General features: G+C 69.2%; 13 protein-coding genes. 10 read left to right on the top strand and 3 right to left on the bottom strand.

The features are described 5' to 3' along the window. Window positions 1–14: 14 nt before the first annotated feature. Window positions 15–1613: a benzoate-CoA ligase family protein gene (locus AB8M46_RS07995; protein WP_394359955.1), complete on the top strand. Its 1599-nt coding sequence runs from the start codon at window positions 15–17 to the stop codon at window positions 1611–1613. A 52-nt stretch (window positions 1614–1665) separates the two neighbouring features. Here the strand turns inward: AB8M46_RS07995 and AB8M46_RS07990 are convergent, their stop codons facing one another. Continuing rightward, a complete protein-coding gene (locus AB8M46_RS07990; RefSeq protein ID WP_394359954.1) occupies window positions 1666–2118 on the bottom strand; it encodes a MarR family winged helix-turn-helix transcriptional regulator in 453 nt (150 codons plus the stop codon). Window positions 2119–2215: 97 nt separating this feature from the next. Between AB8M46_RS07990 and AB8M46_RS07985 the strand changes: the two genes are divergently transcribed. From AB8M46_RS07985 to AB8M46_RS07970, 4 genes are read left to right on the top strand one after another with little or no spacing between them, the layout of a single operon-like run. Further along, window positions 2216–3175, top strand: coding sequence for a ring-cleaving dioxygenase (locus AB8M46_RS07985; RefSeq protein ID WP_378428332.1), 960 nt, complete (start codon window positions 2216–2218; stop codon window positions 3173–3175). Further along, a complete protein-coding gene (locus AB8M46_RS07980; RefSeq protein ID WP_125733279.1) occupies window positions 3172–3777 on the top strand; it encodes an alpha/beta hydrolase in 606 nt (201 codons plus the stop codon). Before AB8M46_RS07985 ends, AB8M46_RS07980 begins: the two co-directional genes overlap by 4 nt. A gap of 36 nt (window positions 3778–3813) precedes the next feature. Further along, entirely contained in the window at window positions 3814–4962 is a 1149-nt protein-coding gene (locus tag AB8M46_RS07975) for a dipeptidase (protein ID WP_378428334.1), read from the top strand. Between the two features lie 38 nt (window positions 4963–5000). Beyond that, window positions 5001–5357: a lipopolysaccharide assembly LapA domain-containing protein gene (locus tag AB8M46_RS07970; RefSeq protein WP_037335474.1), complete on the top strand. Its 357-nt coding sequence runs from the start codon at window positions 5001–5003 to the stop codon at window positions 5355–5357. On the opposite strand, the gene AB8M46_RS07965 is transcribed toward AB8M46_RS07970, so the two are convergent. Next, entirely contained in the window at window positions 5345–6274 is a 930-nt protein-coding gene (locus AB8M46_RS07965; RefSeq protein ID WP_394359953.1) for an AraC family transcriptional regulator, read from the bottom strand. The genes AB8M46_RS07970 and AB8M46_RS07965 overlap by 13 nt on opposite strands. 82 nt (window positions 6275–6356) lie before the next feature. On the opposite strand from AB8M46_RS07965, the gene AB8M46_RS07960 reads away from it, so the two are divergent. Continuing rightward, on the top strand, window positions 6357–6755 hold the full coding sequence (locus AB8M46_RS07960) for a pyridoxamine 5'-phosphate oxidase family protein (RefSeq protein ID WP_378428336.1): 399 nt from the start codon (window positions 6357–6359) through the stop codon (window positions 6753–6755). On the opposite strand, the gene AB8M46_RS07955 is transcribed toward AB8M46_RS07960, so the two are convergent. Next, on the bottom strand, window positions 6718–7587 hold the full coding sequence (locus AB8M46_RS07955; RefSeq protein ID WP_394359952.1) for a maleylpyruvate isomerase family mycothiol-dependent enzyme: 870 nt from the start codon (window positions 7585–7587) through the stop codon (window positions 6718–6720). The two genes, AB8M46_RS07960 and AB8M46_RS07955, sit on opposite strands and share 38 nt — an antisense overlap. Before the next feature lie 80 nt (window positions 7588–7667). Here AB8M46_RS07955 and AB8M46_RS07950 point away from each other — a divergent pair, with 80 nt between their 5' ends. From AB8M46_RS07950 to ectA, 4 genes are all read left to right on the top strand, one after another. Then, entirely contained in the window at window positions 7668–8450 is a 783-nt protein-coding gene (locus AB8M46_RS07950) for an Abi-alpha family protein (protein ID WP_016337650.1), read from the top strand. 7 nt (window positions 8451–8457) lie between these two features. Beyond that, on the top strand, window positions 8458–9702 hold the full coding sequence (locus AB8M46_RS07945) for a DUF445 domain-containing protein (protein ID WP_394359951.1): 1245 nt from the start codon (window positions 8458–8460) through the stop codon (window positions 9700–9702). 156 nt (window positions 9703–9858) lie between these two features. Further along, a complete protein-coding gene (locus AB8M46_RS07940) occupies window positions 9859–12831 on the top strand; it encodes a patatin-like protein (protein WP_394359950.1) in 2973 nt (990 codons plus the stop codon). Window positions 12832–13054: 223 nt separating this feature from the next. Next, window positions 13055–13546: a diaminobutyrate acetyltransferase gene (gene ectA, locus AB8M46_RS07935; RefSeq protein ID WP_038507771.1), complete on the top strand. Its 492-nt coding sequence runs from the start codon at window positions 13055–13057 to the stop codon at window positions 13544–13546. Window positions 13547–13558: the final 12 nt, after the last annotated feature.

Raw genomic sequence — 13558 nt, 5'->3', positions numbered from 1 at the left:
ATTGAGGTGCGCCCGTGACCGCTGCTGCTACCGGGTTCAACGCGGCGAGCTACCTGCTCGACCGGCATCTGGCGGAAGGGCAGGGCGCGAAGGACGCGGTCGTTTCCCCGAGGCGAAGTCTCACGTACGCGGGGTTGGCGGCCGAAACCCGGCGGGTCGCGGCAGGGCTGAAGGCGATCGGCGTCCGCCCGGAGGAGCGGGTCCTGTTCTGCATGGCCGACGACGTCGAACTGCTCACCGGCATCCTCGGCGCGATGCTGGCCGGAGCGGTCGCGGTACCGGTGTCCACCATGGTCACCGGACTGGACCTCGGCAAGATGCTCGCCGATTCGCGGGCCAGGGTCCTGTGCGTCTCGGGCGAGTTCGCGTCGCAGGCGACGGTCGCGCTGGGGCTGGCGCCGGAGGTCACCGACGTCGTGCTGGACCGGGCGAAGGCGGCCGATCTGCCGTCCGGGATCCGCACGCACCAATGGGGTGATCTGTCCACAGTGGACGACGTCGGTTTCGAACCGGCGCCGACCTGGGAGGACTCGCCCGCGCTCTGGCTGTACACCTCGGGGACGACGGGTAAGCCGAAGGGCGCGATGCACCGGCACGCGGGTATCCGCGCGGTCTGCGAGACGTACGCGCGCGGCGTGCTGGACATCGGGCCGAACGACCGGTTCTTCTCCGTCCCGAAGCTGTTCTTCGCCTACGGCTTGGGGAATTCGGCGTTCTTTCCGCTCGCGGCCGGCGGGACGGCACTGCTCGAACCGGCGAGGCCGACCCCGGGACTGATCGCCGCCAGGGCGCGCGCGGAGCGGCCGACGTTGTTCTTCGCCGTCCCGACGTTCTACGCGGCGCTGCTCGCCAGCGACATCCCCGACGACACGTTCGCCTCGGTGCGCCAAGCGGTTTCGGCGGGCGAACCGCTGCCCGCCGTGCTGTACGAACGGTTTCGCGACCGGTTCGGTGTCGAGATCCTCGACGGGATCGGCTCGACCGAGGCGTTGCACATCTTCCTGTCCAACCGGCCGCGTCAGGTCCGTCCCGGCAGTACCGGGACGCCGGTACCGGGTTACGAGATCGCGCTGCGCGACGAAAACGGCGATCCGGTGCCGGACGGGCAACCCGGTGAGCTGTTCGTCGCCGGGCCGTCGATCGCGACCGGGTATTGGGCCCGGTACGAGACGACGAAGCAGGTCTTCCAGGGCGAATGGCTGCGGACGGGCGACAGTTTCGTGCGCGACGCCGATGGCAGCTACACCTGCTTGGGGCGCTTCAACGACATGCTGAAACCGGGTGGGATCTGGGTTTCGCCCACCGAGGTCGAGGACAGGCTGCGGCAACATCCGGCGGTCGCCGAGGTCGCGGTGGTCGCCGCCTTCGACGCCGACGGCATCGAGAAACCGGTCGCGTGCGTGGTCGGCGTGCCGGGGCACCGGCTCGACCCGGACGAGCTGATCGAGTTCTGCCGGGCGGGACTGGCGTCGTTCAAACGGCCGCGGGGCATCGTCGAACTGGGCGAACTGCCGAAGACGGCGACCGGGAAGATCCGGCGCAACGTCATCCGGGAACTGGTCCGGGACATGTACGAGGTCCGGGCCCCCGCCCCGCCGCATTTAGTCCTCTGAATGCGGTCCTTGCACACGCAAGTACCGCATCCAGAGGACGAAACGCGGGGAGTCAGGAGCCGTTGACGGTACGCAGGGTGCGCATGGCTTCGGCGAGCGCGTGCGCGTCGTCACCGAGCGGAGTCAGGACGATGCGCCGCAGGATCTCCGCGCACGCCTCCCGCGCCTTCTCCGCGACGTCGAGACCGTGCTCGGTGAGCGCGGCGAACGTGACGCGGCGGTCGTCCGGGCTGGGCACCCGGCAGATCAGGCCCGCGGCGACCAGCCGGTCCGCGACCTTGGTGAACCCGCCGCTGGACAACGCCGCCTCGACGGCCAGCCGCGTCATCGGCATCCGGTGCTCGGGAGAGCGCACGAGCCGCAGCAGGATGTCGAACGACGCCGGCGCCAGGCCGAACCGTTCGGCGATCTCGCCCATCAGCTTGTTCTGCGTGGCCAGGTAGCCCTCGATCACCAGGCCCCACCACGTGACCACTTCGTCGTCTTGCGGTTCCTCGGTTGTCACGCGGGCGAGAGTACACCAAGAACTCTTCCAGGAATATATCTTGCGCGCGAGAGGTTATCGGGCTAGCGTGATTCCACCGGCTCCAGAGGAGGGCACCATGTCGATCAAGACTTCGGGCCTGCACCACGTCACCGCCATCGGTGGCGACCCCCAGCGCAACGCGGACTTCTACACCCGGGCCCTCGGCCTGCGGCTGGTGAAGACCACCGTGAACTTCGACGACCCCGGCACCTACCACCTCTACTACGGCGACGGGTCCGGCAAACCCGGTTCGCTGATGACGTTCTTCCCGTGGAAGGACGCGCCGAAGGGCCGTCACGGCACCGGCCAGGCGACCACGACGTCGTTCTCCGTACCCGAGGCCTCGCTCGGCTGGTGGAAGCAGCACCTCGCCGCGAGCGGCGTCGAGACGAGCCAGATCCGGAACTCCGACGGCGAGGAGACGCTCACCTTCGCCGACCCGGACGGCCTGAAGCTCGCGCTCGTCGCGCATCCGCAGGGCGACCCGCGCGACCCGTGGGACACGAAGCTCGTGCCCGCCGAGCACGCGATCCGCGGCCTGCACTCCGTCACGCTGTCGGTGTCCAAAGAGGACGCGACCGCCGGGATGCTGACCGACGGCCTCGGCCTTTCCTTCGAACACCAGGACGGCAATCGCCTCCGGTTCTCCGCCGGTGAGGGCGGCCCCGGCGCGCTCGTCGACGTCCTCGTGACCCCCGACGCCCCGCGCGGGCTGGTGGCCGCGGGCACCGTGCACCACGTCGCCTGGCGCGCGCCGGACGAAGAGACCCAGGCCGCCTGGCGCGACGAGCTCATCGACGACGGTGTGAACGTGACGTCCATTTTGGACCGTCAGTACTTCCGCTCGATCTACTTCCGCGAGCCGGGCGGCACCCTGCTCGAGGTCGCGACCGACGAACCCGGTTTCGCGATCGACGAGCCGCTGCTCGAACTCGGCCGCGCGCTGAAACTCCCGCCGTGGCTGGAGCCCAAGCGCGAGGACATCGAGGCCATGCTGCCGAAGCTGGACCTCCCGAGCGAGAACAACCCGCGATGAGCACCTTGGAGCACAAGTACGTCGAGGGCGCGGCCGACGAGCCGGTGCTGCTGCTCCTGCACGGCACCGGCGGCGGGCCGGACGACCTCGTGCCGCTCGCCCGGCAGCTGAGCCCGGCGTCGGCGCTGCTCGCGCCGGCCGGGCCGGTGTCGGAACACGGTGCGGCGCGCTGGTTCCGGCGGCTGGCCGAGGGCGTCTTCGACCACGAGGACGTCGTCTTCCGCGCGAACCAGCTGGCCGATTTCGTCCTCGCCTCGCGCGAGGAATACGGCCTCGGCGACCGGCGGCTCGTGGCCATCGGGTTCTCCAACGGCGCCAACATCGCCGCCGCGGTGACCCTGCTCCGCCCGGACGCCGTCCGCGAGTCCGCGCTGTTCGCGGCGATGTCACCGCTTCCGGAGCCGCCACGCGAAGACCTGTCCGGTACCAGGGTCTTCCTGTCGAACGGCGAGCACGATCCGATGGCGCCGCTGGGTTCGGCCGAGACACTCGTCCGTGACCTGCGCGAACGCGGCGCGGACGTGGTCGCCCACCGGCATCCCGGCGGGCACCAGGTCACCGGCAACGGTTTGGTAGCGGCCGCCGGGTGGCTCAACCCGTAACGGGGAGAGCAAAGCACGCGAACGTAAAATCGTCCGATGACTAACGGGGACCTCGTCCGCGCCCAGGCCCTGCTCGACAGGGTCCTCCTCGCGGACGGGCACAACGATCTGCCATGGGAACTGCGGGTCACGACCGGGCCGGATCCGGTCGAGGCCGTGGCGGGCACGGATCTCACGGTCCGTCAGCCGCATCTCCACACCGACTTCCCGAAGCTCGCCGAGGGCAGGCTCGGGATGCAGTTCTGGTCCGTCTACGTGCCTTGCCAGTTCGAGGGGCACAGCGCGGTGACGGCGGTCCTCGAACAGATCGAGATCGTGCACCAGATGGCCGAGCGATACCCCGATCGCCTGGCCCTCGTGGACACCGCCGACCAGGCCGAAGCCGCGTTCCGCGACGGCAAGATCGCTTCGCTGCTCGGTGCCGAGGGCGGCCACAGCATCGCCGAATCCCTTGGCGTGCTGAGGATCCTGCGCCGTCTCGGCGTCCGCTACATGACGCTGACGCACAACTACAACACCACCTGGGCCGACTCCGGCACCGACGAACCCGAGCACGGCGGGCTCACCGAATTCGGCCGCGACGTCGTCCGCGAGATGAACGAGATCGGCATGCTCGTCGACCTCTCGCACGTCGCGCCGAGCACCATGCGCGCCGCGCTGGAGGTCAGCTCCGCGCCGGTGATCTTCAGCCACTCCTCGTGCACCGCGGTCAACGACCACCCCCGCAACATCCCCGACGACGTGCTGGAAACGCTGGCGGCCAAGGACGGCGTCGCGATGGTGACGTTCGTGCCGGGCTTCATCTCGCCGAAGGTCGCCGAGTGGGACGACCAGCTGCGCTTGGACATGGAAGCCGCGGGCAAGGACTACCGCAACATCGACCAGCGCACGAAGTTCACCGCGGAACGAGGCGGCCCGGAGAAGCCGAAGGCGGGTATCGACGACGTCGTCGCGCACATCGAGCACGCGCGTGAAGTGGCCGGTGTCGACCACATCGGCCTCGGCGGTGACTACGACGGAGTCGCGACGCTGCCCGAAGGTCTCGAAGACGTTTCCAAGTACCCGGTGCTGTTCGCCGCGCTGCTGGAACGCGGCTGGAGCGAAGAAGACTGCGCGAAGCTGGCCGGGAAGAACACCTTGCGCGTGCTGCGCGCGGCGGACGAGGTCACCCGTTCGGACGCTTGAGAGCGCGATCCAGCCCGCTTCGGCGGACACTGTCCTGCATGACGCAGCCGGAGGAAGGCGCCGCCGAGGTTCCCGTCCGTCCGCCCGAGACCGCGGGCGGCGCACGACACAGCGGAAAGTTCGAGGCCGGCCCGAAACTCAAACGGACGCGGGTGAGCGGCACCTGGATCGCCGTCATCGTGGCGCTGATCGTGCTGGTGTTCCTGCTCGTGTTCATCCTGCAGAACCAGGACACGGCCACCGTCCACTTCCTCGGCATGTCCGGCAGCATGCCGCTGGCGGTCGCGATGCTGTTCTCGGTGATCGCCGGCGGCGCGCTGGTCGCGCTCGTCGGCGGCGCCCGGATCCTGCAGTTGCGCAAGCAGGCCAAGAAGTCCCGGCATCAGCTGCGCTGAGCGACGCCGGTCCGGAACTCGCTGGGGTTGACGCCCCGCACGCGTTTGAACGCCGCGCTGAACCCGAAGGCGTCGGAGTAGCCGACCGTGCGCGCGACGTCCGAGATGGTCGCAGACGCGTTGCCGGTCAGCAGATCCGCCGCGAGCGTCATGCGCCAGCGGGTGAGGTAGGTCAACGGCGGTTCGCCAACCAGGTCGGCGAACCGTTTGGCCAGCGTCGACCGCGAGACCCCGGCCCGGGCGGCCAGCGAGCCGACCGTCCACGGTGCCGCCGGCTCCGCGTGCAGGAGGCGCAGCGCGTCGCCCACCACCGGATCCCGCTGGGCCGCCCACCACGCCGGAGGCTCACCGCCCGGCCGGTCGAACCACTCGCGCAGGGAACAGACCAGCATCCAGTCCAGCAGCCGGTCGAGGACGACCTGCTGACCCGGCGCGTCGATGGCGACCTCCGCGGCGAGGTGCTCCAGGACCGGGTCGCCCGCGCCCCCGGCGTCCACCCGCAGCACGACGGGCAGCGCGTCCAGCAGCGGGCGGCCGATCTCACCGCGCACCGGATACGCGCCGACGATCAAGGTCGTCTCGCCGCCGGGGTCGTCGACCCAGCCGAGCCGGTGCCGCGTCCCGCCCTGTTCGGGCGTCGCGCAGTGCTCGCCGCACGCGAGCGGCTCGGCCGAAGTGCCGACTTCGTCGACGAAGGTGAACGTCGCGGGCCCGCGCACGATGACCGACTCGCCCGCGCGAAGCGGCTCGGGCGGACCGTCCTCCGGCACGATCCAACCCGCCCCGGTGAGCACGGCGCACAGGGTCAGCGGCGCGCCGTCCACGAAGTGCAGTGCCCAGGGCGGGGACAGCGTCGTGCTGCCGAACAACGAACCGTGGGACCGCACGCCGCGGATCAGGTCACTGAACACGTCCACGCGGCCGAGGTTAGACGAATGGACAGGTGATCCGGCCTTTCACCTATGGGCACGTCCGAGCCCGCCGGATTGAATCGAGCTCATGCTGACCTCCGACGACCTCGAATTCCTCCGCCGCCCCCTGCACGGATTCCTGACCGTGGCCGGCGGCCCGGTCCGGCCGGTGTGGTTCGAGGCCACCGCCGACGGCGCCATCCAGCTGTTCACGCCCCGTGAGTCGCCCAAGGTGCGACGCCTGAAGGACGACCCTCGGGCGTCGATCATCGTGGCCGCGCCGGTCGGCGAGCGCGAGCGCTGGGTCTCCGTCTCGGGCCCCGCCACGGTGGAACCCGACGGGGCGCACGACCTGGCCGCCCGGCTCGCGGAGCGCTACTGGGACCTCGAAGACCCGGCCCACGCGGGCGAGCTCGCCGGGATCCAGACCCTCGACCTCGTGCGGCTCGTCATCCGGCCGGAGAAGGTGAGCCGCTACCTGATGTGATGATCGAGGTCATCCCGAGCACGGCGGCGCAAACGTTTTCGTCGCCCTCGGCGGAGACGCGGGCGCGGTCCGCCGGGTTCCGGGTGCACAGCCGCCAGAAGGTGTCCGCGTCCGTCGTCACCGAGGCCAGCGGCGCCCGTGATGTCGGCGCGACACGGTCGAGTTCCCAGCCGTCTGCGGTCCGCTGTGCCGTCCACTTCCCGCCGCCCTGGCCGGTGACGGTGTAGGCGACCTGCCTGCCGACGCGGGCGTCGATGTCACGCAGGGTGTGCGGCAACGCCCGCATGAAGGTGTCGACCACCGGCCCGCGGAAGTCCGCCTCGTCCAGCATCCGCGCGCCCACGGCCTCGCGGATCTGCTGCTGGTGCACCCAGAACTCGGTGTACTCACGGGCGACGTCGAGCCACACCGGCGCGGGCTCGTCCCCGGCCCAGCTCACCGGATCCCCGACGGCGTCGAGGTCGGCGCGGCCGAACATCTCGGCGATCTGCGAGGTGCTGTCCACCAGCATCGCGAACAGCACTTCGGGGGACAGCCGCCGGCACGCGACCACCCATTCGTCGTTGATCCGGTCGATGAAGTCCTCGAACCGCTCACCTTCACGGGGCGCCGTCGTCCGGTAGTCGTCGCGGTCGCGGGACAACCTGCCGAGTTTGTCGCCCAGGATGTGGGCCGCGAGATCGTGCACGGTCCAGCCCGTGCACACCGTCGGCGCGGCCCATCGGTCCGCGTCCAATCCGGTCAGGACGTCCAGCAAGGCCTGCTCCTCCCGCGCGAACAACGGGAGGACGTCGATCGGCGGACCCCAGCGCGTGAAGCTCATGGTGCCCATCCAAACACCCAGGTCCATCACATTTTCGGCCATTCGGCCTACTCGCAGGTAGCATCAGCGCGAACGCGAGGGGAGTGCCCGTGAGCAACGATCGACCCGCCGGTGAAGACCTGGCCGCTTTCGCCAAACGAGCGGGACAGCTGGCGGGCTGGGCCGCCCGCACGGGTTTCGAGTTCACCCGCAAGCTCCCCGGCGTCGAGATCGCCGAACAGATCGTCAAACAAGGTGAGCGGCAGCTGCTTTCGGAGCTGCGCCGCCGTCTCGACGAGGTCGACGACCCGTACCACGCCGCGCTCACCGCCGCGTCCGCGATGAACCGGCCCGACACCAACGGCTCCCGGCCGGTCGAGGCCACCATCACCCTCGTGCACACCCGTGCCCAGCTCGAACCGCTCCGCGCGGCGATGGCCGAACTGCTCAACCACTCGATCGGCTTCGGCCGCGAGCGGGCACGCGAATACCTCTACGCGATCATCCTGCGGCAGCTCACGCCGGACGAGGCCCGCATCCTTTCCGCGCTCTCCGACGGCTCGCCGTTCCCCGCCGTCGACGTCGCCGAGCGCACGAGCCTCGGCGCGGCCGGGCGGTTCGTGCTGCGCAACGCCTCCACCGTCGGCAAGGCGGCCGGGGTGTCGCTGCCGGACCAGGTGCCCGGCTACCTCACCAGGCTGATCGGGCTCGGCCTGGTCGAGCTGGACGAAGAGGTGCCCGCGCTGGAGACGCAGTACGAGATCCTGCTGACCGACGAGACCGTCCGCGAGGCGGAGAAATCGGTGAAGCGGGCCAAGTTCGTCAAACGTACGGTCCACATCTCCCGGCTCGGCGCCCAGTTCTGGCAGGCCTGCGACCCGAGCGCCGGTTGACCCCGGCATGGGTGCGTTCCTCGACGGGATCCTCGCCGATTTCGGCGAGCACTGGCCGATCTACGTCTCCATCCCGATCGTCGCCGCGCTGATCGGCTACACCACCAAACTCGTCGCGATCCGGATGATGTTCCAGCCGGTCGAGTTCATCGGGATCAAACCCTTCCTCGGCTGGCAGGGCATCGTGCCCAAACGCGCCGCGCGGATGGCGAGCATCGCCTGCGACACGATGACCGAGCAGCTGATCAAACCGGCGGAGGTCGTCGCCCGGCTCGATCCGCAGAGAATCGCCAAGGAGATCGAAAAACCGCTCCAGGCGGCCGTCGAGGACATCGTGCGCGACGTCGCCGCCCACTACCAGCCGGGGCTGTGGGAATCGCTGCCGGTGGGCATGCAGCGGCTGGTGATCCAGCGCGTCCAGGCTGAGACGCCGCGGATGGTCGCGGCCGTGCTGGAACTCATCAAGTCCGATGTGGACAGTGTGTTCGACCTCAAGGGCATGGTGGTCACCGCACTGGTCAAGGACAAACGGCTGCTGAACCGGATCTTCCAGGAAGCGGGCGACAAGGAGTTCAAGTTCATCGCCCGCTCCGGCATCTTCTTCGGCGGGCTCATCGGCGTCATCCAGATGGTCGCGTGGGTGCTGTTCAAGTTCCCGCTGATCATGCCGCTGTTCGGGCTCTTCACCGGCTGGTTCACCGACTGGCTGGCGCTGCGGATGATCTTCTACCCGATCGAGGAACGCCGGTACTTCGGCGTGCGCTGGCAGGGGCTGTTCCTGAAGCGGCGCGGCGAGGTCGCGGAGGCGTACGGCGCGCTGATCGCGAAGGAGATCATCACCCCGCACAACGTGATCGAGGCCGTGCTGCACGGCCCGCTGTCGGACCGGGTGCTCGGGCTCATCCAGCGTCAGCTCGACGAACAGCTCGGCCGCCGCGTCGGCGTCGGGAAACCGCTGGTGGTGTTCGCCGTCGGCAGCAGGCGGTATCAGGACATGAAGCTGAACATCGCCGAGAAGATCATGGACAAGCTGCCGGAGACCATGCGGTACATCGAGGATTACGCGACCGACGCGATGGACATCCGGAACGTGCTGGTGACGAAGATGAAGGAGCTGTCGCCGCGCGAATTCGAAGGATTGCTGCGGCCGGCCTTCCAGCAGGACGAATGGATCCTGATCGCGACCGGTGCGGTCCTCGGCTTCGCCGTCGGTGAGGCCCAAGTCCTCCTCCTGGAGCACTTCGCCGCCTGACCCTTCCCGCATTTCGTCCTCTGAATGCGGTAGTTCGCCCGCGCAAGGACCGCATTCAGAGGACGAAATGCGCGGATGGCTGCCCCATCGGCGGTACACCGGGTCCGCCGTCCGGTCTAGAGTGCCCCCTGCAGCAAAGCCTTGGGGAGGGCGCACATGGCCGACGCGGGGAGCCCGTGGCCGCAGGAGATCCGGCTGGCGATGACCATGGTGGGCGGGGCGAGTCTCGCGGTCTGGATGGGCGGGGTCGCCACCGAGACCTCGCATCTGTTGCAGGCGTCGAGAACACCGGAATCGAAGAGCCCGTACCGGGCCCTGCTCGACCTGCTCAACGCCACCGTCTCGCTCGACGTGCTCACCGGCACGAGCGCGGGCGGCATCAACGCGGCGTGCCTCGGGCTGGCCGAGGCGTTCCGGTCGAGCCCGCAGGTGCTGCGCGACACGTGGATCAGCACGGGATCGCTCGACAACCTGATCCGCGATCCCGGCGAGAAGGAACCGCGTTCGCTGCTCGACGGCGACAAGGTGCTGCTCGGGGATCTCAAGGACGCGTTGCACCGGATCACCGACAAGGCGACGGTGAAACCCGACTGTCCCGACATCACCGTGCTGCTCACCGGCACGATGATCGACGGCGAGACGACCCGGTTCGACGACGCGCTCGGAAACCTGGTGCGGGACACCGAACATCGGCTGCTGTTCCGCTTCGACGCTCCTTTGTGGACGGACGACGTGGTCGGGCCGCTCGCCCTCGCGGCACGCTCCACCGCGTCGTTCCCCGGCGCGTTCGAGCTGTCCAGGATGCCGATCGGCGAGAAGACCGGCCCGCTGCATCCGGACATGACGAAGTACACCGACGTCACCCGGTCGCATTGGCTCACCGACGGCGGTGTCCTGCTCAACAAACCGCTGCGGCCGGCGCTGCGGGAGATCTTCGAGCGGCAGTCGCATTCGGACGTCCGGCGGCTCCTGCTGTACGTGGTGCCGACGGCCGAACGCGAGGCCGAGCGGGTCGCGGTCGATCCCGAGCGCCCGCCGCTGCTGGGCAGCGCGATGAGCAAGGTCGTCGGCACCGTGCTGAGCCAGACGATCAGCGCCGAGCTGGAAGACCTGACCAGGCACAACGACGCCGTCGTCCGCACCAGGGGGACCAGGGTCTCCCTGGCCGCGATGGGGGTTCGTGGCGGCCCGGACACGCTGGTCGACCAGCGGCTGATGAACGACTACCGCGACCGGCGGGTGCAGGAGGACGCCACCGCGCTGGTCCGCGAGGCGACCCGCAGGCTCTCACTGTCCGATGTGGAGGATCAAGGCCGTCAGTGGGCGTCCGGTACGGCGGCGCAGCTGCGCGCGGCCGCGGCGGCCGGATTACGGGACGGCCTGCCCACCGAACCGCCGAAGGACACCTGCGAGCTCACGGATCTGGTCGCCTTCCGCACCACCGCGCTCGACGATTCCGTCGCCACCGGTCTCCAGCTGGTGAACGCCGGCTTCCGGCTCGATCCGTCGCCGGAGCAGGCGGTGCAGCTCAACCGTTGCCGGGTGCTGCTGCACGAAGCGCGTCACAAGGCCGCGCGTGGGAAACGGCTCGCGGGCTGGGTCACCGAACAGGGCCCGCCGTCGGCCGACGTCACGCTGGCCGCCTGGATCGAAGGCCTCGCCAAGGAATGGGCCAGGCTCGGCCGGTCGGACACGCTGAAGGAGGCGTGGCCGCTCGTCGTCGCTGCGCTCCGGCAGGCGACCCCGATCCTTTTGCCGCTGGCACAGGCGAAACCCGATACCGAAGCCGCCGACGCGGTCAGCACGCTGCTCGCCTGGACGGGGCTCACCTCGGATGACACGAGCGCGGGCGACCCGATCGTCACCTCGCGGCTGGTGCGCCTGCACATCGCGACCCGGGGACTGCTCGCGCAGCCGCCGTCGGTCGACCAGCGGGTCGATCTCGTCCAGGTGAGCGCGGACTCGCGGACGCTGATGGACATGAAGCGCCGCCGTTCCTGGGACAAGCTCACCGGGATGCAGGCCGACTATTTCGGCGCGTTCTACAAGGCGTCCTGGCGCGCGAACGACTGGATGTGGGGCCGCGTCGACGGCGCGGGCTGGCTGGTGCAGTGCCTGCTCGATCCGAAACGCCTGCGGCTGCTGCGCGACGTCGTCGGGCGCGAGGCGTTCCGGACCCAGGTACGGGACACCTTCAAGGCGATCGGCTGGCGACAGCCGGGCACGGAAGACGGGCTGTCGCAAGAGGAAGCGGACGCCCTGCGCGCGCAATTGGCCGGGGAGCTGGCTTTCCTCGGTCTCGACGGCGAACTCGCCGATGTCGAAGGGGAAGCCGTCCTGCCGATCAGCATGCCGGTGACGGCGATGGTGCTCGCCAGGGTGCGGCAGCTGGAGATCGCGCGCGAGGAACTGCCGTGCGTCGGCCTCCACTGCGGACACGACGCGAAAACGGCCAAGGGCAACGGAAAACCGTCGGAACGGTTCCGCCGGATGATCGAGAACGAGCCGGAAACCGATGAGCAGACCCAGCGCGCGTTTCAGGCGTGCCAGGTCTCCGGCGAACGGTTCGAGCACGAACGCGGGACGATGCTCCTGACGAAGACGTTGGTCAAGGCGGGCGCGGCGGGGCTCAACGCGGCCGCGGGGGCGACGCGGGTGCCGAAATCGGTCCAGCCCGCCGCGACCTTCGCCAAGGCCGCCGGGCGAAGCGCGTGGTGGATCACGCGGGGCGCGGCCACCCTGCCGTCGCCGTGGAACGTGCTCGCCGCGCTGATCACCGTGCTGGCGGGTTTCGTCCTCGGTGGACAGGGCGGCCCGGTCCTGCAGTGGGTCGGCGTGCCGGTCGCCGCGGGCGCCGTCGTGTTCCTGGTGGTCAGCCTGATGACGTTGCGCAAGACGTGGCGGATGGTGCTCACGGTGCTCGGCGTGCTGGTGGTGGCCGCTCTGCTTTTCGCCGCGTTCCTGCCACCGGTGCGCGACCCGCTCTTCGGCTGGCTCGGCGACGTCGTCGCGGGCTGGCGGCGCGGCGAGGCGCCGGTGTGGTGGCTGGCCGTCTGCCTGCTGCTCGTCCTGCCCGCCATCTGGACGCCGATCGGTGCGATCGCCGGGCGAAAGCGGCGTCGTGAATAGCGGAATCAAGTGCCGAATCGCGCCCTGACCGTGCGACGAAGTGGTAACGGTTGGTATCGTCACGTGCAGTGAGACCGCACCGAAGCGGCCTTACCCACACGTGCTGCGCTTCAAACGTTACAGTTACCTTTGTCACGTGTGTTTCGAGGTTGTTGCAGGTAGCCGCGTTGCCGCTGCCGCGCTGATCTGACCGCGCCCGAATCCTCCGGTACGTTTCTTGGACATGTCCGGAAAGCACTTGATCGAAACTCCGACCAAGGCAGACGGTGCCGCGCTCTGGAGAATCGCCCGCGATTCGAAGAAGCTCGATCTCAACACGCCTTACGCCTATTTGCTGTGGTGCCACGATTTCGCCGACACCTCGGTCGTCGCGAAAGTCGACGGCGTCCCGGTCGGCTTCGTGATCGGATACCGCAAGCAGGACACCGGCTTCGTGTGGCAGGTCGCGGTCGACGCGTCCCAGCGGGGAAAAGGCCTGGCCGGAGCCCTGCTCGACGAGCTGTTCAGCCGTCTGACCGCGCAGGGCGTGCGGTACCTCGAAACCACGATCACGCCGGACAACGAGGCTTCGATCCGGTTGTTCGCCTCGTTCGCCAAGCGGTGGGACACCACCGTGGAACGCCAGGATCTGTTCTCCGCGACGGATTTCCCGGCCGAGGAAGGAACGCATGAGCAGGAGGACCTGTACCGAATCGGTCCGCTCAGCAGTCAATAGAACGTAAATCCG

Origin of the sequence: Amycolatopsis sp. SB7-3, from assembly GCF_041021335.1 — a bacterium.
Lineage (GTDB): Bacteria > Actinomycetota > Actinomycetes > Mycobacteriales > Pseudonocardiaceae > Amycolatopsis > Amycolatopsis japonica.
This window is presented reverse-complemented; position numbering and strand designations above follow the sequence as displayed.

Bases quoted from the DNA above. Each gene is read 5' to 3' on its own strand.
- AB8M46_RS07985 (WP_378428332.1), top strand. From the start codon at position 2,216: ATGTCGATCAAGACTTCGGGCCTGCACCACGTCACCGCCATCGGTGGC.
- AB8M46_RS07980 (WP_125733279.1), top strand. From the start codon at position 3,172: ATGAGCACCTTGGAGCACAAGTACGTCGAGGGCGCGGCCGACGAGCCG.
- AB8M46_RS07975 (WP_378428334.1), top strand. From the start codon at position 3,814: ATGACTAACGGGGACCTCGTCCGCGCCCAGGCCCTGCTCGACAGGGTC.
- AB8M46_RS07970 (WP_037335474.1), top strand. From the start codon at position 5,001: ATGACGCAGCCGGAGGAAGGCGCCGCCGAGGTTCCCGTCCGTCCGCCC.
- AB8M46_RS07960 (WP_378428336.1), top strand. From the start codon at position 6,357: ATGCTGACCTCCGACGACCTCGAATTCCTCCGCCGCCCCCTGCACGGA.
- AB8M46_RS07955 (WP_394359952.1), bottom strand. From the start codon at position 7,587: ATGGGCACCATGAGCTTCACGCGCTGGGGTCCGCCGATCGACGTCCTC.
- AB8M46_RS07945 (WP_394359951.1), top strand. From the start codon at position 8,458: ATGGGTGCGTTCCTCGACGGGATCCTCGCCGATTTCGGCGAGCACTGG.
- AB8M46_RS07940 (WP_394359950.1), top strand. From the start codon at position 9,859: ATGGCCGACGCGGGGAGCCCGTGGCCGCAGGAGATCCGGCTGGCGATG.
- ectA (WP_038507771.1), top strand. From the start codon at position 13,055: ATGTCCGGAAAGCACTTGATCGAAACTCCGACCAAGGCAGACGGTGCC.